This is a genomic window from Myxococcales bacterium, assembly GCA_016712525.1.
In the GTDB taxonomy this organism is placed as follows: Bacteria; Myxococcota_A; Polyangia; order Polyangiales; family Polyangiaceae; genus JAAFHV01.
In genome coordinates, this window is record JADJQX010000007.1 from 1,118,089 (window position 1) to 1,143,160 (window position 25,072).

Here is a 25,072-nt window from a genome sequence, read left to right on the forward strand (position 1 = left end):
GCCCATAGCAAAAGGGGCGGGGCGTTGGGAAATGGTCAGCCGACATGGACCGCGAGCACCCTCGCGACCTCGGCGAGCGGCGGCCGAAGGGCGGGCTCCGGAGAGAGCAGCGCATCGACGAGACCGAGAAGCTCCTGCGGGAGAGAAGGGACCCGCTCGCGCAGGGGCAAGATGCGCTCTTGGGTGAGCCGTTTGAAGATTTGGCCGAAGCTTCGCCCTTCCACCGGCCGCGTCCCGGCGAGGCATTCGTACGCGACCACACCGAGGGCCCACGCGTCGACGGCCGAGGTCAGGTGCGTAGAGCCCGTGATTTGCTCCGGTGACATGTAGTGCGGCGTCCCCACGACCATGCCCGTGTCGGTGAGGCGGGTCGCCATCGCGAGCTGTGCGTCGTGACCGATGGCCTTCGCGAGGCCGAAATCGAGGAGGACCACGCGTGTCGCCTCGATGGGCCCTCGAGGATCGCCCTCGAGGAAGACGTTCTGGGGTTTCACGTCGCGATGGACGACCCCCGCCTCGTGCGCGAAGGCGAGCGCGCGGGCGAGCGGCGCGAGGACGCGAGAGGCCGCGGCAGAGGAGAGCCGGAGCTCGCGGGCGAGGCGGCGGTCGAGGCTCTCTCCGCGGAGGAGAGGTGACACGATGCCGATGCGGTCGTCGTGGACGACGACGTCGTGCACCCCGGCGATGTGGGGATGACGGAGCGTCGCGCCCACCTGCGCCTCGCGACGAAACCGCGCGACGTGGCTCGGATCGTGGTCTTTCAGCACCTTGAGGGCGAACGTGCGCCCGCTCGCCGCTTCGCGGGCCTCGTGGACGACGCCGACCCCTCCCTCTCCGATCGCGCGGAGGAGCACGTACCCTCCGAAGACGGCCCCGTCGCTCGCGGTGGGCTCGAGGGCGGGCTCGGTCGGCTGGAACGCCGCGTCCTCCGAGAGGGCGACGACGAGCTCACGGCAGGCGCTGCAGGCCTCGACGTGTCGGAGGATCCTCTCGCGTGTCTCTTCGGCAAGGTCGCCGGCGAAGAGCGCGACGACCGTGGCTTCGTCGAGGCATGGGCTCACGGCTCCATGCTACTCTCGCCGTAGGTTTTTCGTGAAAGAGACCACGCGCCACACGCTCCTCGAGACGGCCCGCCGCGCCCACCCCACGTTGGTCGCCGACGAGGCCGCGTTCGCGACGTGGATCGAGGGGCGCTACCTCTCGGAGGACCCGCTCGACGCCCATTTGCCGGACGTGGTCCTCGCGCTCGCCTGCGAACGGGGTCTCCCGCGTGCGCTCGACATCTTCGAACGCGAGCTCGGCCCTGTCGTGTCGGGCGCCCTCACGCGCTTCCGTGTGTCCTCGGCCCTCGCCGACGATCTCGCCCAGCGTGTCCGCGAGCGGCTCTTCGTGGCGCGCGGCGAGACCCGGCCCAAAATCGCCGAATACTCAGGAAGATCATCGCTTTCAGCGTGGGTGAGAGCGGTCACGGCGCGGGTCGCGATCGACGAGCTCCGCAAGGCCCGTCGCCCCGAGGAGCCCGGGAGGCGTGACGCCGACGAAGAGCTCGCCAACGCCGCCGGCATCGACGACCCGGACCTGCGCGTCCTCCTCGAGACGTACGGTGACGGGTTCAAGGCGGCGTTCCAAGGGGCGCTCGCCGCGCTGCCCGAGCGGGATCGGCTGCTACTCCGCCTGTCCGTGGTCGACGGAATGGGCGTCGACGCGATCGGCGCGCTCCACGGCGTGCACAAGGCGACGGCGGCGCGGTGGATCGCGAAGGCGCGCGAGGACCTCGCCGACGGGACCCGCACGCGCCTCGGCGAGCGGTTTCGCCTGAGCCGCACCGAGCTCGAGAGCATCACGAGGCTCTGTCGGAGCCAGGTCGACGTCTCGCTCGTGCGCCTGCTCCGCAAGAGCCCCTGAAGCCGCACGTCGGGCCCGCGCGTCGTGCGTCGTTTTTTTCGAAACGTTTTTTGCGACGGCGGCGCGGCGCCCCCGTCTCGGGGACGAGGGCGGCCGAGCGTCACCCTCTTCCGATAACAAAAAACGTATTCGATACAGGGAGTTCCATATGAAGCAGCTCATCGCCCTCGCCACGCTCGGTCTCGCCCTCGGCCTCGCGGCCTGCTCGTCCGACGGGTCGTCCGGTGGTGGCTCGGGGAGTGGCAGCGGCGGAAACAACGACACGTCGTCGTCCAGCTCGTCGAGCTGCGAGAAGCAGTACCTCTGCCAAAACGGCGCGTGCAAATGCACGAACGAGGGCCCGAACAAGGGCTCGAGCTGCTGCGATCCCGACGAGAGCTCGTGCGCGTCGTCGAGCTCGAACTGCAACACCTTCTGCAAGGTGTGCAAGTAGGCACGAAGACAGGACGAGGGGTGAGCTCAGGGGACCGCCACGACCCAGCCGAGCCCACCTCCGTTCGCGGGCGGGACCTCGGGCTCGGGTCGTGCCACGAAGTACGTGACGAGCGCCGCCCCCCCGACGAGGGCCACGAGGCCGCCCCAGAACCACGGGCGCGCGAGCACCGACGGGGAGTCGGGGCGAAGGGGGGCGCGGAGGCTCGTGTCCTGCCCCGCCTCCACGCGTAGCTCGACCTCGTACGGGACGAACCCGGCCTTTCGGACCTTCACCCGGTGGAGGCCGGGCGTGCGCTCGACGGTGACGGGCGTCTCGCCGACGTCGAGGCCATCGACGGTCACGACGCCGGAGGGGGCGCTCGTCACGGCGATCCTCCCGGGGAGGCGGTCTTGCGCGAGCACGGCCTTCGGGGCTGGTCCCGGGCGCTCCCCCGGGGCGAGGCCGAGGCGAACGACGGCGTCCGTAAACCCTTGTTTCGACATGAGAATAACGTGCGGGCCGGGGTCGGCGCGGAGCACGATGCGAGCGGGCGAGGGGCCAAGGGACACAGCCTCGGCCCGCCCGCCCGGCGAGATCCCGGCGACCCACGCGCCGGACGGTGCGCGCCGGAGGGGGCGGCCGTCGACGAGGAGCAGCGCGTCTCCCGGCGACACCTCCACGAGAGCCTCGGCCACGGTCGCGCGCACCTCGGAGAGGAAGACCTCCGCGTCGCGACGCACGGGCTCGGGAAGAGGGGCGCTCGTGTCGGCGAGCGAGGCCACGAAGGCCCGCTCGGCCCGGGTGGAGTGCCCGAGCGCGCGCTCGCACACTCCGATGTTGAAGGACGTGACCGGGTGGGGTCTCTTCGCCGCCGATCGCTCGAAGGCCTCGAGCGCCTCGGCCCAGCGCGACTCCCGCACGCGCTCCGTGCCTTGCACGAAGTCCTCTCGAGCGCTCGGGTCGTCTTCGGCCCGAGCCGAGCCGTGCATCGCCACGACGAGCAGGGTGGAGGCCACGATGAAGAGGGGGGCGGATCTCATGGCGCGCTAGGCAAAGTCAGAACGGCGGGGTGACCACCACCCCGGCGGGGCCACGGCCGACGGATCCCACGGGAGCGACCGGCGCCGACGGAGCGGCGGACACGACGGACTTCGGCCCAGGCGCCGTGGAGCCCGCGGTCGTCGGAGGAGGCATGGGTGCGCGCGCGGGAGTGGACGCGCTCGCGACGGGCGACGCCGACAAGAGCGAAGGGGCCGACGAAGAGGGCGACGCGGAGGGCGAGGGGCTCGTCTCCGAGGGGCTCGCGACGATGGCGGCCGCGGCGCGAGGCTCGGGCTGCACGGTTGGGGCAGGCGCGCTCGCAAGACGCCGAGCGGCCATCGTGCCGCTCGCGCCCACCGCGAGGAAGAGCGCCGCGGCGAGGGCCAGGCCCGTACGTCGCCTCGCCTCGCCGAAGACGGGCCGTGGCCCCTCTGGGGAGTGCGTCGCCTCAGGGGCGTCCGTGGAGGCGCAGGCGTCGACGAAGCGCGCGAGGGAGCCGCGGGCTTCGCGATCGCTCACGAGGAGCGCGTCGATCGCGTGGCAAACGGCCCGGGGGACCCCCGACGTCGCTCCCTCGAGGGGAGGCCGAGCGCCCTGCGCGATCGCCTTCAGCACCTGCCCGAGGTTGTCGCCGCGGACAGGGCGCACCCCGGCGAGCACCTCGTAGGCGAGGACGCCGAAGGACCACGCGTCGGAGCGCGCGTCGAGGTCGGTCTCGCCGAAGCCCTGTTCGGGCGACATGTAGTACGGCGTGCCCAGCATGGCGCCGGTCGTCGTGAGCGGCGTGTCCATGTCGTCGCCGAGGACGTCCTTCGCGAGCTTCGCGATGCCGAGATCGAGGAGCCTCACCACGCTGCCTTCGACGGGCGTCGCGAGCAAGAAGACGTTGTCGGGCTTGAGATCGCGATGAACGACGCCCTTCGCGTGCGCCGCGGCGATGGCCCCCGCGAGATCGACGAGGAGGGGGAGCGCGTCGCCGGCGGGGATCTTGGTCTCACGGTCGAGGCGAGCGCGCAGGGTCTCGCCGTGGAGTCGGGCCATGACGAGGACCGTGCGCCCCTCGTGCTCGAGCACGTCGTCGATCGGGAGCACCCGCGGGTCCTCGACGGCCACCGAGGCGCGCGCCTCGCGGAGGGCACGCTCGCGCATGCGCTCGGCTCTCCTCGGATCCCGGCGCCCCCGCGACGGAAGGTCCCGAAGGAGCTTCAACGCCACGGGCCTTCGGGTGACGAGGTGCTCCGCAGCCCACACGACCCCCATGCCCCCCTCACCGAGGGGGGTCGTGAGCCGGTATTTCTCGGCGACGACGTCGCCCGCGCGGAGCCCTTCGAGCACGCTCACCGTGGATACCACGCCCGCTCGAACGCGCGAGCGCCCGCAAAACTCTCTCGGCCTCGCCTTTTCCGGCGGTCGACCCTTGACGGGGGAGGGGGGTGCTTTACTTTGGCGCCCGCTGGCACTCATTCAAGGTGAGTGCTAACAACGCGCTCTGGCGGGCCTTCCCCCGGGGACCTGGGCCCCAGCGCCAACCCAAACTATCGAAACTCCACAGGAAAAAAGAGCCATGAAAGTTCGCCCGCTCCTCGACCGCATCGTCGTCAAGCGCACCGAAGAAGAGCAGAAGACCAAGGGGGGCATCATCATCCCCGACACCGCGAAAGAGAAGCCGCTCGAGGGCCTCGTCATCGCCGTGGGCAACGGCAAGGTGCTGAACAACGGCAAGCTCGCGGCGCTCGAGGTGAAGGCCGGCGACCGCATCCTCTTCGGCAAGTACTCGGGCACCGAGGTCAAGCTCGACGGCGAGGAGCACGTGATCCTCCGCGAGGACGACATCCTCGCCGTGTTCGACAAGTGAGCCGCGGCTCGCGTCCGTAAGCTTTTTCGAGGAATTCCTATGAGCGCCAAACAGATCGTCTACAGCCGCAACGCCCGCGGTCGCATCCTCCAGGGCGTCAACACCCTCGCCGACGCGGTGAAGGTCACGCTCGGCCCCAAGGGTCGCAACGTCGTCATCGAGAAGAGCTTCGGCTCGCCCGTCGTCACGAAGGACGGCGTCACCGTGGCGAAGGAGATCGAGCTCGCCGACAAGTGCGAGAACATGGGCGCCCAGATGGTGCGCGAGGTCGCCTCGAAGACGGCCGACAAGGCCGGCGACGGCACCACGACCGCCACCGTGCTCGCCCAGTCGATCTACACGAACGGCCTCAAGCTCGTCGAAGCGGGTCACAACCCGATGGACCTGAAGCGCGGCATCGACAAGGCCGTCGAGCTCATGGTCGCCGAGATCAAGAAGCTCGCGACGCCGACGCAGGACAAGGCGCACATCGCGCAGGTCGGCACCATCAGCGCCAACGGCGACAAGTCGGTCGGCGAGATGCTCGCCGAGGCGATGGAGAAGGTCGGCAAAGAGGGCGTCATCACCGTCGAAGAGGCGAAGGGCATGGACTCCGCGCTCGACGTCGTCGAGGGCATGCAGTTCGACCGCGGCTACCTCTCGCCGTACTTCGTCACGAACACCGAGAAGATGACCGCGGAGCTCGAGAACCCCGCGATCCTCGTCACCGAGAAGAAGATCTCGTCGATGCAGGACATCATCCCGCTGCTCGAGCAGATTGCCCGTGAGGGCCGCCCGCTCCTCATCGTCGCCGAGGACGTCGAGGCCGAGGCGCTCGCGACGCTCGTCGTGAACCGCCTGCGTGGCCTCCTCAAGGTCGCGGCCGTCAAGGCCCCGGGCTTCGGCGATCGCCGCAAGGAAATGCTCAAGGATATCGCCATCTTGACCGGTGGTCAGGTCATCTCGGACGACCTCGGGCTCAAGCTCGATCAGGTCACCGTGAAGGACCTCGGCTCGGCCAAGCGCGTCTCGATCGACAAGGACAACACCACGATCGTCGACGGCGCGGGCGCCGAGGCCGACATCAAGGCGCGCGTCGAGTCGATCCGCAAGCAGGTCGAGCTCACCACGTCCGACTACGACCGTGAGAAGCTCCAGGAGCGCCTCGCGAAGCTCGCGGGCGGCGTCGCCGTCGTCAAGGTCGGCGCGCACACCGAGACCGAGATGAAGGAGAAGAAGGCCCGCGTCGAGGACGCTCTCCACGCGACCCGCGCGGCCGTGGAAGAGGGCATCGTCCCCGGCGGCGGCGTCGCGCTCCTCCGCGCGGCGAAGGCGCTCGACGGGCTGAAGCTCGAGGGCGAGGAGCAGTTCGGCGTGAACCTCGTGAAGCGCGCGGTGGAGGAGCCCCTCCGCCAGATCGCGAAGAACGCGGGCGCCGAGGGCTCGGTCGTCGTCGACAAGGTCCGCGCGGGCCAGGGCGGCTTCGGCTTCAACGCGGCCACCGAGGTCTACGAGGACCTCCTCGCGGCCGGCGTCATCGACCCGGCGAAGGTCGTCCGCTCGGCGCTCGAGTTCGCGGCCAGCGTCTCGGGCATGATGCTCACGACCGAGGCGATCATCGCCGAGAAGCCCAAGAAGGCGGCTCCCGCGGCCGGTGGCGGCGGCGGTATGGGCGGCATGGGCGGTATGGGTGGCATGGGCGGTATGGGCGGCGACTTCGACATGGACTGAGCGCTGCCGCGATCGCGTTGGGCAGGAGAGATTCCGACGATTCGGAGTCTCTCCGCCGACCGCGCCTTCGCGAACCCGAGGCGGGCTCCCGGTCCACGTGGCCGCGGAGCCCGGCTCCATTTTCGGGCCTATCTTCTTTTTTTTGGCGGCTCCCTCCGCGCGAGGTACCGCGCGTGCGCCTCCCGAAGGCTCTCGGGCGGCTCGGCCCAACGCTCCATGCGGCGCTTCGCGAGGCTCTCGACGACCTCGGCGAGCCGGCCGTCGAACCGGGGCTTCGAGTCGTGGCGGACGCCCTTCTCCGAGTTGCAGCGCGCGCAGGCGAGCGCGAGGTTCTCGAGCGCGTCGGTGCCTCCGTGGGCGCGCGGCAGCACGTGCTCGATGGTCGCGCGGCTCACGGGCTCGCCGTCGAGCCCGACGACGAGCCGCGCCCCGCAGTGCAGGCACTTGCCGATGAAGGCCTCGTGATCGCCGTAGCGGGCGCGTACGAAGGTCGTGTCGGTCGCGACGACGGCGAGCACGAGCCAGCGGGTCCGGGAGCTCATGGCCGAACGATGCCCGAGACCGCGGGGACGCTCGGCCTTTTTTGACTTGGCGCGCGGGCGAAGAGTACTCTCGCCCGGATGCGTCTTTCCCGGTCAGGCCCCCCCCGAGCGCGCCCCGCCTCCGCAGGGAGGCCGTAGTTTTGCGCCTCTTCGTCGCCGGCTGCCACGGTGGGGAGACCCTGCGCCACAAGACGAGCGCGTTCGTCCTCGACGGCACCCTCGCGATCGACGCGGGCGCGCTCACGAGCGGGCTCGAGCTCCGCGCGCAGGCCAAGCTCAAGGCCGTGCTCGTGAGCCACGCGCACCTCGACCACATCCGCGACCTCGCCACCATCGCCGACAACCGCACCCAAATGGGCGCGCCTCCGCTGGTCGTCGCCGGCACCGCCTTCACGCTCGGAGCCCTCCGAAAGCACTTCTTCAACGACGTGCTCTGGCCCGATTTCACCAAGATCCCGAGCGCCGACGCCCCCGCCATCCGCTACCTGACGCTCGGCCTCGAGGTCCCGACGGACGTCTTCGGGTACACGGTCCGCGCGATCAAGGTCACGCACACCATCGACACGTGCGCGTTCGTCGTCGAGCGCGGTCGGCGCGCCATCGTCTACAGCGGCGACACCGGGCCGACCGATCGGCTCTGGCAAGTCGCGAGCGAGCTCCCGACGCTCTCGGCCCTGCTCATGGAAGTGAGCTTCCCGGACGAAGAGCAGCGCATCGCGACCTTGAGCGGCCACCACACCCCGCGCACCCTGGGTGAGGACCTGAAGAAGCTCGCCTCCCCGAAGGACGTCCCGACGCTCCTCTACCACATCAAGCCGATCTTCCAGGCGAAGGTCGAGCGCGAGTGCGCAAAGCTCAAAGGGGTGAACTTGACCGTGCTCGGCCTCGGCGACGAGTACCTGCTCTGAGAGACCTCTCGGAGCGCCGCGCGTCGCGGTCCCCGGTCCCGCGCAAGTAGCCGACTCTTCAAGGACTTTCGCTCGCCTGCGCTATTCGCTTGCGGTCGTCGGGCACGTCGGGAATAACGCGTGGCCCCAAAATGCGCGAACCTTCCTCTGCGGTCCCCGGCCTCGAGAACGATCCCGACGGGCAACGCATCGTCGCCGAAGAGCTGAAGCTCCTCGCCACCGTCATGGCGACCCTGGCCGACGCCGAGAAGAACGCCGAGAAGGCGACCGCCACGGAGGACGACGCGCTCCTCCTCGATCTCCGTGAGCAAATCTCGGTCGCCAAACCCGAGGATCTTCCCGCCCTGCTCGAGCAGATGCACAACCTCGGGGCGATCCGCGCCCAGCGGGGCAAGAGCGCCTCGGGCGTGATCGACCGGCTGAGCCCGTACTTCGGTCACCTCCGCCTGGAGGAGTCGTACGAGGGAGAGAAGAAGCCGCGCCGTCGCGACGTGCTCGTCGGCTCGAAGTCGTACCTCGATCCTCGCGCGGGGCTCCGCATCGTCGACTGGAGGAACGCGCCGGTCAGCCGCATCTTCTACCGCTACGGCGAAGAAGAGGACTACGAGGAGACCCTCGGCGACAAGACGGTCGAGGGCCGCGTGCTCGCCCGGCGCAGCGTCGCCATCACCGAAGGCGTGCTCCGGCGCGTGGCGTCTCCCCAGGGGACGTTCGTGCTCGGCAAGGAGGGCACGTGGCGAAGGCTCGACCCTCGCGCCTCGCGCCTCGTGACCGAAAAACGCTGGGAAGGCGGGAAAAAGCGCCTCGGCGTGGGTCACGACGGCGAGCTCCGCAAAGACAAAGAGCTCCCCGCGATCGCCGCCCTGCTCGACAAGGATCAGTTCTCGCTCATCACGGCGCCGAGCGCGGGCCTCGTCGCGATCTCGGGCGGCGCGGGCAGCGGAAAGACGACCGTGGGCCTCCACCGCGTGGCCTTCTTGGCGGAGACCGACCCCGGGCGCTTCCGCCCCGAGCGTATGCTCGTCGTCGTCCCCAACGACGCGCTCATCCACTACACGGCGCGCGTGCTCCCGTCGCTCGGCGTGAACGGCGTCCAGATCACGACGTTCCCGAAGTGGGCGACCCGTGTCGTGCTCGACCTCTACCCGAAGCTCCCCACCAAGCTCGCCGAGGACACGCCCCCCGTCGTGTCGCGCGCGAAATCGAGCGCGGCCATGCTGCGCGCCCTCGCCGAGATCGAAGCCCGCATCCAAGAGCGCATCGACCGCATGGTCGAGTCCCAAATGGCCAAATGGCCCGAGGGCGAAAAGGTCACGCGCGCCTTCGCCAAGTGCCACGGCGCGCCCGACGCGAGGGTCACGCAGCTCTCGGCATGGCTCGCTGGCAAACGTCCGATTTCCAAGGACATTCCGCCCGCGAGCGTTCTCCCCGACGTGACCCGAGGCGCCGTGGAGAAGCTCGGTCACGACCTCCGCAAGGAGACGCGCACGGTGCTCGCCACGTGGGACGAGCTCACGACGAACCGCGAGCTCATGGGCCGCGCGTTCGAGGGCGAGGTCGGGTTCGGCCTGGGGCAGCTCGACCAAGTGCACGCGTACGGCGTCCGCAAGGCGCGCGTGCGCCAAGAAGGCGAGCGCGACGGCGAGGTGCCGACGCTCGATCAAGAGGACCACGCGCTCCTCCTGCGCATCCACCAGGTGCTCCGCGGCCCGCTCTCGGACAGCGAGGGCCGGCCCCTCCGCGTCGCGCACCTCTTCGTCGACGAGGTCCAAGACGCGAGCCCCGTCGAGCTCCGCGTGCTCATCGATCTCGCGGGCGGCCCCGAGGGCTCCATCACGCTCTCGGGCGACACGGCCCAGCGCATGCTCGACGACGGCGACGAGCGCGGCGAGCTCGACTTCCACAAGATGCTCGACGAGCTCGGCGTCGAGAACCGGTCGCTCTCGCCGCTCCGCGTGAGCTACAGGTCCACGGCCGAAATCACGACGTTCGCACGGCACGTGCTCGGGCCTCACGCCCACGAGGCCGAGCCCATCGCCACCCGCAACGGCCCGCCGGTCGAGCTCTTCTCGTTCGCCTCGCCCGGAGAGGCCGTGCTCTTCCTGGCCGAGTCCCTCCGCGAGCTCGCGCGGGACGAGCCCCAGGCCAACGTCGCGATCGTGGCGAGGTTCCCGCAGCAGGCGCAGGTCTACTACGAGGGGCTCGTGCGCGCCGAGGTGCCCAACGTGCGGCGTGTCGCCAAACAAGACTTCCAATGGGACGCGGGCTTCGAGGTCACCGACGTGCGGCAGACCAAGGGCCTCGAGTTCGACGAGGTCATCCTGCTCGAGACCACGGCAGCGAGCTACCCCGAGAGCTCCCACGCGAGGCACGCGCTCTACGTGGGCGCGACCCGCGCGGCGCACCAGCTCTGGTGCCTCTCGAGCGAGAAGCCCTCGCCCCTCGTCGAGAAGGCCCTCGCCGCCATGGAAGAGGCCGTCGCGGGCGCGTAGCCCGGCGCCGAGATCGCCCGAAGGTCCGGTCGCGCCCCCCCGAGCGCGCACGGGGATCCGACGAAAACCCTAGTAGCTATCGACCCTTACGGAGAGCGGTTTGCCCGCGCCCGAGCCGATCGTCACGGTCACGTTGAGCGTGGCCCATCCCGGGCACCGCGCGCGGACCGAGAGCACGATCCCATCGGCCGCGCCCTCGGAGACCTTGGCGCCGGCCTCGACGTCGACCTTGGCGACGACCTTTCCGTCCTTGAGGTCCTGCGACACGATCTTGGCGCCCATGGCCGAGACCGGGCTCTCCTTCGGGGGCACGAGCTTTACTTGCGCGCTCGTCGAGCCGACGACGACCGTCATGGTCTTGCCGACGGTGTCCCATTTGGCCGAGGCCGTCACCGTCGAGATGTTGCACATCGCGGGAGGAGGCATCGGATCGACCACGGCGTACGTGGGCGGCGGAGGCACGGGCGCGGTCACCGTCGTGGTCGGCGTGTCGGTCGCCTTGGGAGGCGCCGTGGCCATGCCGGTCGCGCCACCGTCGTTCGGAGGCGTCGGGACGTCCTTCACCGGCGTCTCGGGCTTGGAGCAGCCCGCTCCCGTCGCGCCACCGACGACGGCCGTAGCGGCCACGAGGCGCCGCATATGAAGCAGCGTGCGCTCGCGGGGGCTCGTCGAGCGGACAGGCGAGGGCGGGGCAGGGAGCACCTCGGGCAATAGCTTCAACGAACGTTTCTTCTGGCTCATTCGGCCGCTCCTTCGATGTGCGAGAGCCCGTGAGGGGCGAGGTCTTTGGCGCGCGCGAGCGGGGTCACGGCGTCGCCGAGGTCCGTGAGGGGCTTGCCTTGGCCCACGTGCCCGAGGATGTCCCGCGCGAGCTCGCGTGCCTCGGCTTCGATCGTGGCCTCGGCGCCGCGCATCTCGGCCGACACCTGGAGGACGACATCACGCTCCTCGGCGTGCGATCCGCCCCGCTTCACGAGGTCGATGATGCGCTCGAGCCCGCTCGCGCCCGAGAGCGTGAGCCTCCGCGTGAGCTCTTGCCCCGCCTCGAGCCACTCGGCCCGAAAGAGATCCGGGTGAAAATGACGCACGACCTCGACGTCGAAGCGTGTGCCCATGATGCGGTTGGCGAGCGCGCCGTCGCCGAAGTTTCGCTCGTGGAAGGCCTCCATGGAGAGCGCGAAGATCCGCTCGACCTCGGGAGAGCCGAGCGCGTAGTCCCACTGCATGTAGTCGCCGCGGCACCGCCCCTCGGCCTGCATGCGCGCCAGCAAGGGCGTGCCCGCGTAGAGCTCCACTCGACCGAAATTCGAAGGAAATTCGGGCGCATAGCGCAAAAATGCCACGTTCGTCTCGAGGCTCTCGACGGTGGTGTCGGGGTCGAAGACGAGCATATTGAAGCAGGTATAGAGGCGAAGCTCGCGCATGAGGTCGATGGCCGCGTGGTTCTGCTTCGACTTCGCCCAGCGGCGCAGCGTGCGGAGCCCTTGGTCGGCGTCGGTCTCGATGCCGATGTACACGCGGATGCACTGGAGGCGCTCCTTCAGGATGGTGAAGACCTCGCGGTCCACGTCCGTCGGGCGGGCCTTCACGACCGTGGCGAACCGGCCGATGCCCCGGCGATCGAGCGCGTCCGCGAGCGCCGTGAAGCGCTCCTTGTTGTGACGATGACCCGGCACGAAGAAGTTGTCGTCGTGGAAGACGAAGATCTCGACGCCGCGCTCGCGCTTCTCGGCGACCATCTCGGCGGCCACGTCGTCGACGTCTCGGAGGCGGTAGCGTTTGCCGGGGAGGCTCTGCTCGTGCCACGCGGCGATGCAGCAGAACGAGCAGTTCGCGTAGCAGCCGCGGCTCGAGACGAGCGGTGAGATCCCGTGCCCGAAACACGCGGCCGGCTCGCCACGGCGGTCCGGCCACGGGAGCTTGGCGAGGTCCGGGAGCTCGGGGTGAGCCGTCATGAGCACGTCCGGGCCCCGGCGGAGCGCGAGCCCCGGGACGGCCTCGAGGGGCGTCCGTTCGACCACGGCGCGGACGAGGGCCCGCACGGTGTCCTCGGCCTCTTGGCGGCAGACCGAGTCGACCTCGGGGAAGTCCGCGAGGATGTGGGCGGCCTCGAACGTGGCGAAGTGACCGCCGAGCGTGATGTGGCCTGCGTAACCGCGTTCGCGGAGCGCCATGGCGACGGCGAGGAAGTCTCGGGCGCGCCACTGGAACGCGAGCGAGATTCCGACGACGACCGGCGAGGTGGCCAGGATGGTCTCGACGACGGGACCGAAGTCGGCCTCGGAGTTGAAGACGACGAGCTCGGTCGTGTGCCCATCGGCGGCGAGGGACGAGGCGATGTACCGGAGGCTCAAGTTCTCCTCGAACTCGGGCCCGACGAGGGCGACATGCGGCATGGGGCTCGAGCGTACGGTTGGGCTCGGCCGGGCGCCAGGTCCGCGTGCCGGGGCGCCGCGGAGCCCGAAGGCCACCTTCCCCACACCCCCATCCCGTCAGTTTACATAATGCATCTTATGCGAATTTCCGAAGGGGCTTTTCCCCAGGTTTTCCAGAGGTTCTGGCCGGCCTGCCCTGGCCGCGCGCGCAACGTCCACCTGCCGCGCACTGCCGGCGCGCCACGTGGAAACCCGAGGACACCCGGGGTCGTTGCGACCAGCGTCCGTGGGGTCTCGGCGCGAGGCGCCGGCTCAGCCCGCAGCCCACCGCACCAACCACGCACACGGGCCAGAGGTCGTTGCGACCAGCGTCCCCGGCCGGTCTGGGCGCGAGGCGCCGGCTCAGCCCTCAGCGCGCCACGGGATCGAGCGGCGGCGCCACGTGAAGCCCGAGCAGCCGCCCGGCGTTCGAGAACAAAAACGCCCGGGTCCCGTAGGCCGCCGGCGTGTGAGCGAACCCGCCCCCCATGTCGAGGCCGTCGATGACCTTGCCGTTCAACGGAGAAATCAGGAACGCGCCGTAACGCGTGGTCCCCACGAGGATGGCCCCGGCGACGTAGGCCGGCGCCGTGACACCGCCCTCGGGCACCCGGTTGCGCCAGAGCATGCGCCCCTGGGCCGTGGGATCGAGGCCCCAGAGACCGCTCGACGCGCTCGACGCGACCAAAATCTTCTTCTCGGGAACGAGCGGCGCGTTCGGGTCGGGCTCGTTCTTCGACTTGTGGGCGGGCTCACGGACGAGCAAGAGATCCGTGACGCCGACGGCCTTGTCGTTCGTCCACACCCGCGAGCCCGTCTGGGCATCGAGCGCGACCACACCACCGGCGTAGCTCGCCACGTACACGACCCGGCCGTTCGGGCCGTCGTCCACGACGGGCGTCGTGTCGACGTCGAGGTAGCGGACGGTCTCGCCGCCTTGTTCGGCGTCCGCCGCGAGGTCGACCGGGGCCCACTTCTCGGCCCCGTCGCGGCCGTCGTAGGCCATCACGTGGCCGTCGCTGTAGGCCATGTACACGATGCCACGGTCGAACGCCGGGCCCGCGTACCCCGCGACCTCCATGCCCAGCGCCGGCTGGCGGTGGGTCGACCACTTGGTCTTCCCGGTGCGCCGATCGACCGCGACGAGGTTGTCCGCCGCGTTCGCGAAATAGAGCATTTCGCCGTCACGGACGGGCTTCTTCGCGACCTCGGCGCCCGTGTCGAAGCGCCACACGAGCTGCCCGTTGGCGGCCCGCACGCAGTAGAGCGCCCCGTCGTGCGACCCGAAGTAGACGACGTCCATCTCGGGGTCGTAGAGCGGCTCGGACTGCACCGCCGACGGCGTTTCGAAGCGCCAGATCGTGCTCCCGTCGCCGGCGCGCAGCGCGTAGAGCCCGTGGTCGGAGGAGCCCACGAACACGCGCCTCCGCGCCGCGTCGATCTCGGGGCGGCCGCGCTCCCACGCTTCGCCGATCTTGCGCGAATCGGCCGTGATCGTGCGATCGAACTCCACGGTCATGGCGCCGATCGGCCGGTGGAACCAGAGCGGCGTCTCGGCGTTGACGCGATCGTTCGCCGTCTCGGGAGACGAGAGCGTCGCGCACCCCGCGAGGAGCAAGAGGCTCGGAATGGCCGGGTGGAGGCGCTGCGTGCTCATGGGCTCTTGGTTCGCAAATATTCGTAATCGTTGATGATTCGTGCAGACCTAGGGGCCCTCACTCGTCGTCGTCGCCACCGTGACCGCCGCCGCCGCCCTGCCCCATGCGGAGCTTCTGCAGCATCTGCTGGAGCTGGGCCTCGTTGTATTTGGGCTTCGGCGGCACGGCCTTCGGGTCGAGCATGCGCAGGCGATCCTGGGCCATCTCGTCGAGGTACGCGAACGGGTGCGTCTCTCCGGGCTTCGACAGGCGATCGCGGAGCGAGACGAGCAGCTCCTTGGCCTTGGCCTTGTCGCCCTTGTCTTGGAAGACGCGCGACTGGTGGTACATCCCGAGCTCCTTGAAGCCCTTCGTGTCGATGACGTTCTCGAGCGCCTTGTACTCGGCCATCGCGGCGTCGAGGTGTTTGTCCTTGTTCGGGGCGTCGAGCTTGGCTTTCAGCTCGTAGGCGAACCCGAGGCCTTCCATGGCGCGCCCGCGGACCTCCACGTCGGCCGCCGCGAGCGGCGAGGACTTCGCGTCGGTGTAGGCCGCGATCGCGCCGTCGGCGTCGCGTTTGTCGAGGAGCACGGAGGCCTCGCCGAGGCGCGCGAGGTACGCCGCGCCCGTGCCCGGGTACTTCGCCTGGACCTCTTTGTACTTGGCGAGGGCCGAGTCGCGCTTCTCGGTGTGGGTCTTGAAGATCGGGCGCGGGTCCTTGATGCGGCCGCTCTCGTCGTCGTCCGGGGGGAGCTCGCCGATGAGACCGCGATCGTCGGCGACGGCCTTCGAGAGGCTCACCGAGGCGTCCGCCGCGTGTTTCTGCTGGTAGAAGAGGTACCCGCCGAACGCGAGCAGCCCCACCACCAAGAGCGCTCCGCCGATCTGGACCGTCTGCTGGTTCTTCTCGAGCCAGCCCGTGGTGCGGGCGAGGAGCGGGTCGGCCGCGTCGGCGGCCTGAGCGACGTCGGCTTTGCGTTTCTCGCGCACCTCCGCGAGCTTCTTGCTCGCGGCCTTCGCGAGGGCGGCCTTCCCCTGCCCCTTCTTCTTGAGCTTCGACTGACGCTCGCGGAGCTTGAGCTCCTCCTTCGCGATCTCCGGATCTTCGCTCAGGTCGAGGTCCTCTTCGACGACCTTCTTCTTCGCGGACGCGGGAGCCTTCGCGTCGTCGCTCGGCTTCGCGGCAACCTCGTCGCCGTCGCCGTCGCTCTCGTCGTCGCCGTCGTCCGTCTCGTCGTTCTCGTCCGCGCCGTCGCTCTCGCCGGCGCTGGCCTTGGCCTCGTCGGTCGTGGGGGCGTCTTCGGTCGTCTCGGGCTTGTCGGCGTCTTTTTCGGTCTTGTCGGACACGGCGGCTCCTTGCGGCGCGGACCTTACTCGGCCTTGGCGTCCGCGGAAAGCCCCGCGTCGTCCTCGTCGGTCCCGCCGTCCCACGCTTCTTTTGGCGGTGGGGGGAGCTCGTCGGAGAGCGGCACCACCCACGCCCCTCGCACGCCCGCGGGATGGGTGACCTCGAGGCGCACCTCGTTCGACGCCGAAGGGGCGGTCCCTTCGGCCACGATCGAGGTGCCGTTCGGGCCGACGGCGTGAGGCAGGAAGGTCGACCCGTCGACCCGAACCTCGGCCGCGCCCCCGGGCCCTCCCACCTCGACGAGGACCCGAAACGGCCGCCGAGGTGCCGTCACGAGCCCCTCGAGGCGCGCCACGAGCCCTCCGTCACCCGCCGCTTTCAGGCCCCCGCGCTTCGGGACGAGGAGCCCCGCCCGCAGCGCCATCGAGACGGCGCCGTCGAGCGGCTCGGGCATCCCCGCGAACATGGCAAGTGGCTGATAAAGCTCATCTTTTGCTCCGAGCACCACGAGCGCTTCGGCGAGCCGCGCTCGCGTGGGCCGGTAGCGCTCGACGGCGAAGGCCGCGAGCAGCGCGGGGCGCGCGGACGTGTCTCCGATGGCCGCGAGGGCGTCGGCGGCGTAGGGCCGGATGCGTAGGTCCGAGAGCGCGCTCACGAGCGACGGTACGGCGGCTTTTGCCTTGTGACGCGCCAGCGCCGCGAGCAGCTCGCGCGCCCGGTCGAGCTCGAGGCCCGCGCCGCGGTCGTCGAGCCACGCCGCGAGGACGCCCACGCCCCGCGGATCCCCGCCGTCGGCGAGCGCGAGCGCCGCCTTGCGACGCAGGCCCACGTCGTGACCCTCGAAGAGGCGGACGACCAGGGTCGTCTCGGCCTCGCGGGCGCCACCAGCGCGCACGAGCAAAAGGGCGAGGCTCGTCCGCGTGGGCCCGTCGTCCTCCCTGCCGAAGGCGCGCTCCGCCGCGAGCTTGGTGACGGCGGGGCGGTTCAGCCAGAACGCGACCTCGGCCGCCTCCCGCCGCACCTCGGGGCTCGCGTCGTCGAAGAGCGCCGCGACGTCCTCCGCGGCGTCGGCTTCCCCTTGTTTTCCGCGACGAAGCGCGTCGGGTAGCTTCGTGCCGCCCTCGTAGCGACCATGGTCCCTTTCGGTCTGCGCGAGCCTCGCGCGGAGGGCCTTGCCGCGGGGCTCGTGCGCGCCAAGGTCCTTGGTTTGGCGCGGGTCCGTGGTGATGTCGTAGAGGGCACACGCCGCGACCTTGCGCGCGCACACGAGGCGGTCGCGCCCCTCGGCCACCAGCGTGCCTTCGTCGGTCTCGGCGAACGCGAACCCCGCTTTTTCCTCGGGCGCCGTCTCGCCGTCGCGGAGGACCTTGCCGAGGTCTCGGCCTCGCACGCGCGCGGGCCGTGGAATGCCGAGCGCGGACAGCACCGTGGGCAAGATGTCGATCGTCTGCACGGGGGCCTCGGCGGTCTGCGCGCGGACTCCGGGGCCGGTCACGACGAGCGGTACCCGGACCTGCTCCTCGTACACCGTCGTCCCATGGTAGCGGCCGCCGTGATCCCCGAACTCCTCGCCGTGATCGGCGCTGACCACGAACGTCGCGCCGGGCCGCGCCTGCTCGACGTCCGCGACGAGCTCTCCGACGGTCGCGTCGGCCTCGGCGACCTCGCTGTCGTACGCGTCGACGTCGGTCGGGCGCTTCGGATCGCCGAACGTCCGCCCCTCGTGCGCCACGTACGGCTCGTGCGGCTCGAACAGGTGGACCCACAGGAAGAGGGGGCGATCCTTCGGCGCGCTCGCCAAATACCTCCGAACCTGAGCGACGCGGGTCGCCCGATCGGCGAACTCGACCTTCCGGTACTCGAAGTCGAGCCCCGAGTCCCGGAACGACACGAACCGCGCCTCGTCGATGAAGAAGACGGCCGGCGGGTAGAAAGCAGCCGTGCGGTACCCGTACCGGCGCATGTGCGTCGCCAGGGTCTCGGAGCCCTCGCCCACGCCGAGCGCGAGCAGTGGCTTCATGTACTTCCCGGTGAGCATCGAGGTCACCGAGTACGAGGTGTGGGGCGTGGGGCAATAGGCGTGCGAAAAACGCGTGCCTCGGGCGGCGAGCGCGTCGATGTTCGGGGTGGTCGGCCGCGCGTATCCGTACGACGAGAGATGGTCGGCGCGGAGGGCGTCGATCGTCACGAGCACGACGTCGCGCCCCGTCCAATCGAGCGCACGCGCGACCTCGCCCGACGGCACCGCCTTCGCCGACGCGGCGCCCTCGTCGGAGGCTTCCGGCGGAGCAATCCACGCGGCGAGCCTCACCGCACGCCCGAGCAGAGGCGCCCGGTCGAGCAGCACCATGCGAAGGTTGTCGGACTTCTGCGCCCCGCGCGCGCCGACGCCCACGTACCCCATGAGGGCCACCGAGACGAGCAGCGTGCCGAGCGCCGTTCGCGTCACGGCCCGGCTCGCCGGGAGCGCCCCCCCGAGGACCGCGAGCGCCACGAGAAAGGCCAAGTGGCAGCTCTCGTGGAAACCCGGATAAAGCCTTGGAAGTACGAAAGAATCTGCCACCCAAAGCGAGGCAGCGAGGGCCCCTGCCACGCCCGCCCTCGCGCCCGCAGAGAGCGCCATGAAGCGCGGCATCGCGACGCGCACCGCGCCTCCGACGAGCCCCGCGGTGACGAGCATGAACGGGACGCGCACCGCCCAGCTCTCGGTGTGCCGCCCCGTCGACACCGAGAGCGCGGCCGCGGCTCCGAAGAGCGCCGCGAGCCCCACGTAGAGGCGCGCCTCCCTCCCCGTCCCGGCCCGACGCAGCGCGACCCCGAGCTCGGCCACGAGGGCGAACGTCACGGCGGGCGCGACGAGCGCCGCGAGCAGCAGCGGCGACAGGTAGCGCCTCGCGATGGCCATTTCCCAGTACCCGGCGAACATCGACCGGTAGCCGAAGCCGATGACCAGGTTCTCGAGGGCGATCGCGAACGCCCACACCAAGAGGATGCGGCCCGCGCGCTCGAGCATGGAGCGGGCGTGGGTCATCCTGCGGCCTCGTACACGAGCCCTCGCCGAGCGCGCGCGACGATGCGCTGGAACACCCGGGCGTCGGGCGACTCGAGCTCCGGGTCCGTCTCGAGGAGGCGGGCCACGGCGCGGGAGATCGCTTCGTGGGGGAGCTCGATCGGCGCCTCGCTCGTGCCCGACTGCCGCTCTCCGAGGCGGTCGCCAGGGCCGCGCTCGCGGAGATCGCCGTGGGCGACCTCGGCCCCCGAGGTCGTGCGCACGAAGGCCTCGATGCGGCGTACGCCAGGGGCCTTCGCGCCCTCGGACGGGACGAGCCACATTTCCCCCGGGAGATCCCCCCGCCCGACGCGCCCGCGGAGCTGATGGAGCTGCCCGACCCCGAAGCGGTCGGCCTCCAGCACGATCATGCGCGTCGCTTCGGGGACGTCGATGCCGACCTCGACGACGCTCGACGCGACGAGCACGTCGACGCGGCCCTCGCGGAGCGCCTCGAGCACGGAGGACAGGTCGGCCGAGGCCCCGTGGGCGATCGCCACGGTGGCCCACGGGAGCGCCTTCGAGACCCTCGCGGCGACCTCCGCGAGCCCGGGCGCACCCGCGGCCCCGCGCGCGACGCGTGGCCCCACCACGAACACCCGCGCGCCCGCGCGCACCTCGGCGTCGAGGCCCACGAGGGCGGCGTCGAGGGCGGCAGAGGGTACGATCCGCGTGACGGTCGGCGCGGTCGCGAGGGGCCTCCGACCGAGCTCGCTGACCGTGAGCGCGTCGTCCGGGGCGAGCGCGAGCGCGAGGGTCCGAGGGAGCGGCGTCGCGGTGAGCAGGAGCACGTGCGGCGACAGCATCCCGGCCGCGTCGACGAGCGTGCTTCGGAGCGCCGTGCCCGTGCGTTGGGGCTCGTCGATCACGACGAGCGCCGCGGACCCGGCACGACGAGACGCGAGCGCGTGCGTCCCCACGCACACGTCGAACGCCTGGGGGAGCGCCTCGGTGGCCGAGGTCACGAGCCCGAGGGAAAACGGCATTCCCATGGAGATACGAGCATTTAGAACAACCTTGTGCCACTGCTCCGCGAGCGCGACCGTCGGCGCGAACACGGTGGCCCGGAGGCCCGCCGAGGCCGCCGCGAGCAACGCCGCGAGCGCCACCATCGTCTTGCCCGTGCCAACGTCGCCGAGGGCGAGCCTGCGCATCGGCACCTCCCGCGACATGTCGGCCGCGACGTCGGCGATGGTGCGGGACTGGTCGACGGTGAAGGTGAGCGTCATCGCCGCGGCGAGCCTGTCTGCGGCCTCGGCGACCCCTGGGACGGCGATCGCGCGTGGTGGAGGCTCTCGCGCGCTCAGGTAGCGACGCGCGGTGGCCTCGGCGATCGCGAGGGCGACGCGCGCGTCACGGAGGGCTCGAGGGTCCCCCCCGTGGGCCTCGCGGAGCAGGCCGGGCGCGATCCCACACGCCTCGGAGACGACGGTCGGCGCGATGGGGCATCCCTCCGCGAGCTCGACGGCCGCGTCGATCGCCCCGCGCACCTTCGTGACCGCGTCGGGGTACTCGAGGAACACGCGGGTGGTCCCCGTGCGAGCGACCTTCGGGGCGAGGAGGTAGCGCTTGCCGCGGCCGTCGCGGAGGAGCCTCCCGGCGGCCACGATGGGCTCCCCTTCGCGGAGCTCGAGGGCCAGGATCGCGTGCGCGCGGTAGGGGTACCGAAGGTCGAGGCTCGCCCGCCCGTCGCTCGAGGCGAGGCTCACGCGGGTCGTGCTCCGCCCGCGAAAAAACGCGACGGAGACCCGCCTCACCACGCCGCGGATGGCCACGATCCTCTCCGCGGATGGCGAGAGGTCCTCGTCGCCGAGGCTCTCGATCTCGCGCGCGTCGTCGAGCGTGGCGGCCCAGATCGGCAGGCAAAGGACGAGGTCCAGCGGCGCCTCGATCCCGTGCTCGCGGAGGCGCGCGGCCGTCTTCGGGCCGATGCCCGGGAGCGCCTCGATCGGCCCCGCGTGGCTCACCGAGGTCGGCAAAGATCCCATCGGACGCCGATCCTCGCGATGACGCCACGGACGCGGCGCCGCCCACACGCCGAGCTCACTTGTAGGACACGTCGACGACCTCGTAGGTGCGCTCACCGCCGGGCATGCGCACCTTCACCTCGTCGCCGGCCTCTTTGCCCAGGAGCGAGCGCGCGAGGGGGCTCGTGATGCTGAGCAGCCCCTGCTCGATGTCCGACTCGTCCGCCCCGAGGATCCGGTAGACGACCTCTTCGTCGGTCTTCACGTTGAGGAGCTTCACGTAGGCGCCGAACGCGACGCGCGAGCTCTCGATCTTGGACGGATCGATCACCTCGGCGCGCGCGAGCTTGTCCTCGAGCTCCTTCACGCGCCCCTCGGTGAAGGACTGCTTCTCCCGCGCGGCGTGGTACTCGGCGTTCTCGCTGAGGTCGCCGTGCTCGCGGGCGGTGGCGATCATTTGGATGATGCGGGGGCGCTCGACGCTGCGCAGGTGGTGGAGCTCGGCGCGGAGCTTCTCGAAACCCTCGGGCGTGATCGGGTTCTTTTCGACCATGGCGGCACTCTTACCCACGTTCGCGGGCGACGGAAGGGTGTGGCCCTCCGCGGCCCTCGGGAAGGAGGTTGTCCAAAAGACGACACCCCGGGTGGCGTTGCCATTCCGGGGTGATTCTCACTTTTTTGCGACCCCAACGGGAATCGAACCCGTGTTACCGGCGTGAGAGGCCGATGTCCTAACCGCTAGACGATGGGGCCAGGGATACTCGTATGTGAAGAAGCGAAGCGTGCCGGGCGTTCTGATCGCGGTCGGCGTAGTTCGGGAACTAGGATTCGAACCTAGATAAACGGAATCAGAATCCGTTGTCCTGCCATTAGACGATTCCCGAATGAAGGGGAAGCGCGACCTCGACCCTTCTTTCGTCGGCGTCGAGAACGCGGCGCACCATACTCGCGCTGGCGGCCGTGTCAACAGGAATTCGACATAGGTCCCTCACGCTCGGTTTCGTTCGGGATTTTCAGGTCTCGAGGTGGCGGGCGATGACGGCGAGCAGCGCGTCGGGGGCGTCGACGTGGACCCAGTGGCCGGCGTTCGGGATGGTCTCGAGCGCGACGTTCGAGGGACGCGCTTCGGCGGCGGCGCGAATTCGAGCCTCGGCCTCGGCGTCGACCGTGGGTGAGGCCCCACCTTTCACGACGACCACGCGACCCTCGAAGCTCGGCGGCGGCGCCTCGAGCAGCGCGAAGCCGTCGGTCACGAGGTAGTCGTGGAGGAGGGCCTCGATGGCGTCGAGGTCGAGGCGGAAGACGAAGCGATCTCCCTCTTGCGCGAGGTTCATCGCGAGCCACGCCGTGACGCCGCGATCGAGCCCTTGCCCGACGAAATGGGCCGTGAACGCGTCCCGCGTGGCGAAGCTCGGGGGCGCCGCGCGGAGGAGCTCGAGCACACGCACGGTGGTCTCGGAGCCCCGCTGGACCTTCGGGATCCCCGGGTGCGAGTCGATCACGAAGACCCGCTCGAGGGGCTCCGGTCGCGCGAGCGCGAAGGCCATCGCGACCTTGCCGCCGAAGCTGTGGCCGAGGACGTGCGTCACGGTCTTGCCCTCGCTCGCGGCGAGCGCCACGAGATCCTGGGCGCACGCCTCGACGGTGTGCGGAGGCGGAAACCCCTGCGAGCGCCCGTGCATTCGGAGGTCGACGAGCCACGCCTCGAGCCCCGGCCTCCCCGCGAGCAAGCGCTTCGCGAACCCCCGCCAGTTCGTGCCGGAGCCGAGGATGCCGTGGAGGAACAGAAAGACCCCGCGCGGAGGGCCCGGAGGCTCCGGCGGCAAGGTGGCGAGCGCGAGCTTCACGCGGCGAAAGGTAGCCCCGGACGTGGGGGGTGGCCCACCTTTCGTCGCCGCCGCGCCGCGAGGATCCGATCGTTCGCACGTAGTCAAACGTCCTACCTGAGCGCGGCAAATTCGTGACGAACGAGCGGCGCCAAGCGCGTTTCGTGCTAGCCCCGACGCATGCGCGCTCGCCTCCTTCCCCTAGCCTTCGTCGCCGCCTCGTTCGTCCCCGCCGTCATCGCCGCGTGCGGCTCCACGCCGCGCCCCGAGGGTGAGTTCGACGAGCCCGACACCTCGATCGACGCGACCATCACGCCGGTCGACGGCGGCTCCTTCACGGACAGTGGGTTCGAGCCCGCCGACGGGTCCATCCTGCCGCCGGCCGGCGAGACGCGCGACCCGGTCGACTGCAACGAGGCGAAGCAGACCAAGTCGTACGTGGGCTGCGACTACTGGCCCACCGTCAACGCGAACAACGTGTGGTCGATCTTCGACTACGCCGTGGTCGTCTCGAACACGGGGCAGAACGTCGCGAACGTGACGGTCACCGGGCCGAACAACTTCTCGAAGCAGGTGCAGGTCCCGGCCGGCGAGCTCCGCAAGATCTACCTGCCGTGGGTGGCTTCGCTGAAGGGGCCCGACGCCGACAATCAAGGCAGCGCGACCCCGCTCACGGCCTCGGTCTACGCGACCGGCGGCGCCTACCACTTGGTCAGCTCGGTGCCCGTGATCGTCGCGCAGTTCAACGCGCTCCAGTACAAGGGCGAGGGCGGCGAAGGGCCCCTCCCCCCGGACGCCGGTCCCGACGCGAGCCCCCCCGCGAAGAACTGGAGCACGTGCCCGGGCAACGGCGGCGTAGGCTGTTTCTCTTACTCGAACGACGCGTCGCTCCTCTTGCCGAGCACGGCCCTCACGACGAACGTCCGCGTCACGGGCTACAAGGGCTGGACGAGCCCCGAGGTCCCGAACCCCATCCCGATCTTCCCGCCGACTCCCAAGCAAGACATCATGGGACCTCACATCGCCATCACGGCGGTGGAGGACAACACGACCGTCACCGTCCGGCTCTCCGGGCCCGGAAAGGTGCTCGCGGGCGGCGCGCCCATCCCGGCCACGAACGGCGGCGGTACGCTCACGCTGAACATGGCCAAGGCGGGTGACGTCGCCGAGCTCGTGAGCGACAAGGGCGAGCGGTTCGATTTCTCGGGGACGCTCATCACGTCGACCAAGCCGGTCCAGGTGATCGCCGGCCTCCCTTGTGTCAACGTGCCCGCCGGCAAGGGTTACTGCGACCACGTCGAAGAGACCGTGGCGCCCGCCGAGACGCTCGGGAAGCGCTACGTCGTCGCGCCGCCCACCGGCCCGAAGGGCGGCGGGGTGAAACACTGGGTGCGCTTCGTCGGCAACCGCGACAACACGACGCTCACCTACGCGCCCGCGAAGCCCGCCAAGTGCCCCGCGACCCTTCAGGCGGGAGAGGTGGTCGACTGCGAGCTCGTGTCGGAGGCGTTCGACGTGCAGGGCTCGCAAGAGTTCGCCGTCGTCGGCCTGCTCGTCGGGGCGGCGGAGCTCGGAAACCTCACCGAGGCCCAGCGCGGCGACCCGTCGCTCACGACGTTCGCGTCGGTCGAGCAGTTCCGCACGAAGTACCTCTTCCTCGCCCCCGACGACTACGACGTCACGTTCGTCGACATCGTCGGCGCGCAGGACTCGGCCCCCAAGGTCGACGGGGTGGCGGTCCCGGCGAGCACCTTCACGACCATCGCGAACGGCCTCGGCGTCTTCCGGGTGAAGCTCGGACCGGGCAAGAACGGCGCACACGCGCTCGAGTCGGCCAAGCCCGTCGGCATCCAGGTGGTCGGGTACGGCGCCAACACGAGCTACCAGTACCCGGGTGGCTTGAACCTGAAGCTCATCTCGGCGCCGCCCGTGCCGAAGTGACCTCGGCGCGCTCCGCTCGAGC

19 protein-coding genes and 2 tRNA genes are annotated in these 25,072 nt (G+C 70.4%); 7 read left to right on the forward strand and 14 right to left on the reverse strand.

Annotated elements, in window-relative coordinates; all coding sequences use genetic code 11:
* Nucleotides 1–35: 35 nt before the first annotated feature.
* Entirely contained in the window at nucleotides 36–1,061 is a 1,026-nt protein-coding gene (locus tag IPK71_21955) for a serine/threonine protein kinase (protein ID MBK8216405.1), read from the reverse strand.
* Nucleotides 1,062–1,092: 31 nt separating this feature from the next.
* Between IPK71_21955 and IPK71_21960 the strand changes: the two genes are divergently transcribed.
* Complete coding sequence (locus IPK71_21960) at nucleotides 1,093–1,905, forward strand: sigma-70 family RNA polymerase sigma factor (protein ID MBK8216406.1); 813 nt, start codon at nucleotides 1,093–1,095, stop codon at nucleotides 1,903–1,905.
* Between the two features lie 148 nt (nucleotides 1,906–2,053).
* A complete protein-coding gene (locus tag IPK71_21965) occupies nucleotides 2,054–2,338 on the forward strand; it encodes a hypothetical protein (protein ID MBK8216407.1) in 285 nt (94 codons plus the stop codon).
* Nucleotides 2,339–2,364: 26 nt separating this feature from the next.
* Here the strand turns inward: IPK71_21965 and IPK71_21970 are convergent, their stop codons facing one another.
* On the reverse strand, nucleotides 2,365–3,360 hold the full coding sequence (locus IPK71_21970) for a PEGA domain-containing protein (GenBank protein MBK8216408.1): 996 nt from the start codon (nucleotides 3,358–3,360) through the stop codon (nucleotides 2,365–2,367).
* A 16-nt stretch (nucleotides 3,361–3,376) separates the two neighbouring features.
* Entirely contained in the window at nucleotides 3,377–4,702 is a 1,326-nt protein-coding gene (locus IPK71_21975; GenBank protein ID MBK8216409.1) for a protein kinase, read from the reverse strand.
* Between the two features lie 223 nt (nucleotides 4,703–4,925).
* Between IPK71_21975 and groES the strand changes: the two genes are divergently transcribed.
* Together groES and groL are read left to right on the forward strand one after the other, a co-directional pair.
* Nucleotides 4,926–5,216: a co-chaperone GroES gene (gene groES, locus IPK71_21980; protein MBK8216410.1), complete on the forward strand. Its 291-nt coding sequence runs from the start codon at nucleotides 4,926–4,928 to the stop codon at nucleotides 5,214–5,216.
* A gap of 39 nt (nucleotides 5,217–5,255) precedes the next feature.
* Nucleotides 5,256–6,926, forward strand: a complete 1,671-nt coding sequence (gene groL, locus IPK71_21985) for a chaperonin GroEL (protein ID MBK8216411.1) — start codon at nucleotides 5,256–5,258, stop codon at nucleotides 6,924–6,926.
* A gap of 128 nt (nucleotides 6,927–7,054) precedes the next feature.
* On the opposite strand, the gene IPK71_21990 is transcribed toward groL, so the two are convergent.
* Nucleotides 7,055–7,468 (reverse strand): HNH endonuclease, encoded by a 414-nt coding sequence (locus tag IPK71_21990; GenBank protein MBK8216412.1) that lies wholly within the window; start codon nucleotides 7,466–7,468, stop codon nucleotides 7,055–7,057.
* A gap of 140 nt (nucleotides 7,469–7,608) precedes the next feature.
* Here IPK71_21990 and IPK71_21995 point away from each other — a divergent pair, with 140 nt between their 5' ends.
* Nucleotides 7,609–8,376 carry a 3',5'-cyclic-nucleotide phosphodiesterase gene (locus IPK71_21995; GenBank protein MBK8216413.1) on the forward strand — a complete coding sequence of 256 codons (768 nt, stop codon included), beginning with the start codon at nucleotides 7,609–7,611 and terminating at the stop codon, nucleotides 8,374–8,376.
* A 131-nt stretch (nucleotides 8,377–8,507) separates the two neighbouring features.
* Nucleotides 8,508–10,868, forward strand: a complete 2,361-nt coding sequence (locus tag IPK71_22000; GenBank protein MBK8216414.1) for an ATP-binding domain-containing protein — start codon at nucleotides 8,508–8,510, stop codon at nucleotides 10,866–10,868.
* Between the two features lie 69 nt (nucleotides 10,869–10,937).
* Here IPK71_22000 and IPK71_22005 read toward each other — a convergent pair whose 3' ends face one another.
* The 10 genes from IPK71_22005 to IPK71_22050 form a co-directional block, all read right to left on the reverse strand.
* Nucleotides 10,938–11,609 carry a hypothetical protein gene (locus IPK71_22005; protein ID MBK8216415.1) on the reverse strand — a complete coding sequence of 224 codons (672 nt, stop codon included), beginning with the start codon at nucleotides 11,607–11,609 and terminating at the stop codon, nucleotides 10,938–10,940.
* Entirely contained in the window at nucleotides 11,606–13,264 is a 1,659-nt protein-coding gene (locus IPK71_22010; protein MBK8216416.1) for a cobalamin-dependent protein, read from the reverse strand. The genes IPK71_22005 and IPK71_22010 overlap by 4 nt, the downstream gene beginning before the upstream one ends.
* A gap of 388 nt (nucleotides 13,265–13,652) precedes the next feature.
* On the reverse strand, nucleotides 13,653–14,939 hold the full coding sequence (locus IPK71_22015; protein MBK8216417.1) for a PQQ-binding-like beta-propeller repeat protein: 1,287 nt from the start codon (nucleotides 14,937–14,939) through the stop codon (nucleotides 13,653–13,655).
* Between the two features lie 58 nt (nucleotides 14,940–14,997).
* Complete coding sequence (locus tag IPK71_22020) at nucleotides 14,998–16,266, reverse strand: tetratricopeptide repeat protein (GenBank protein ID MBK8216418.1); 1,269 nt, start codon at nucleotides 16,264–16,266, stop codon at nucleotides 14,998–15,000.
* Between the two features lie 23 nt (nucleotides 16,267–16,289).
* Complete coding sequence (locus IPK71_22025) at nucleotides 16,290–19,298, reverse strand: sulfatase-like hydrolase/transferase (GenBank protein MBK8216419.1); 3,009 nt, start codon at nucleotides 19,296–19,298, stop codon at nucleotides 16,290–16,292.
* Nucleotides 19,295–21,304 carry a DEAD/DEAH box helicase gene (locus tag IPK71_22030; protein ID MBK8216420.1) on the reverse strand — a complete coding sequence of 670 codons (2,010 nt, stop codon included), beginning with the start codon at nucleotides 21,302–21,304 and terminating at the stop codon, nucleotides 19,295–19,297. The genes IPK71_22025 and IPK71_22030 overlap by 4 nt, the downstream gene beginning before the upstream one ends.
* A 55-nt stretch (nucleotides 21,305–21,359) precedes the next feature.
* On the reverse strand, nucleotides 21,360–21,836 hold the full coding sequence (gene greA, locus IPK71_22035) for a transcription elongation factor GreA (protein MBK8216421.1): 477 nt from the start codon (nucleotides 21,834–21,836) through the stop codon (nucleotides 21,360–21,362).
* 128 nt (nucleotides 21,837–21,964) lie between these two features.
* Nucleotides 21,965–22,036 (reverse strand) — tRNA-Glu (locus IPK71_22040).
* Nucleotides 22,037–22,096: 60 nt separating this feature from the next.
* A tRNA-Gln gene (locus tag IPK71_22045) sits at nucleotides 22,097–22,167 on the reverse strand.
* Between the two features lie 129 nt (nucleotides 22,168–22,296).
* Nucleotides 22,297–23,130 (reverse strand): alpha/beta hydrolase, encoded by an 834-nt coding sequence (locus tag IPK71_22050; GenBank protein MBK8216422.1) that lies wholly within the window; start codon nucleotides 23,128–23,130, stop codon nucleotides 22,297–22,299.
* A gap of 159 nt (nucleotides 23,131–23,289) precedes the next feature.
* On the opposite strand from IPK71_22050, the gene IPK71_22055 reads away from it, so the two are divergent.
* The gene (locus IPK71_22055) at nucleotides 23,290–25,050 is read left to right on the forward strand and encodes an IgGFc-binding protein (protein MBK8216423.1); all 1,761 of its coding nucleotides are present in this window, start codon (nucleotides 23,290–23,292) and stop codon (nucleotides 25,048–25,050) included.
* Nucleotides 25,051–25,072: the final 22 nt, after the last annotated feature.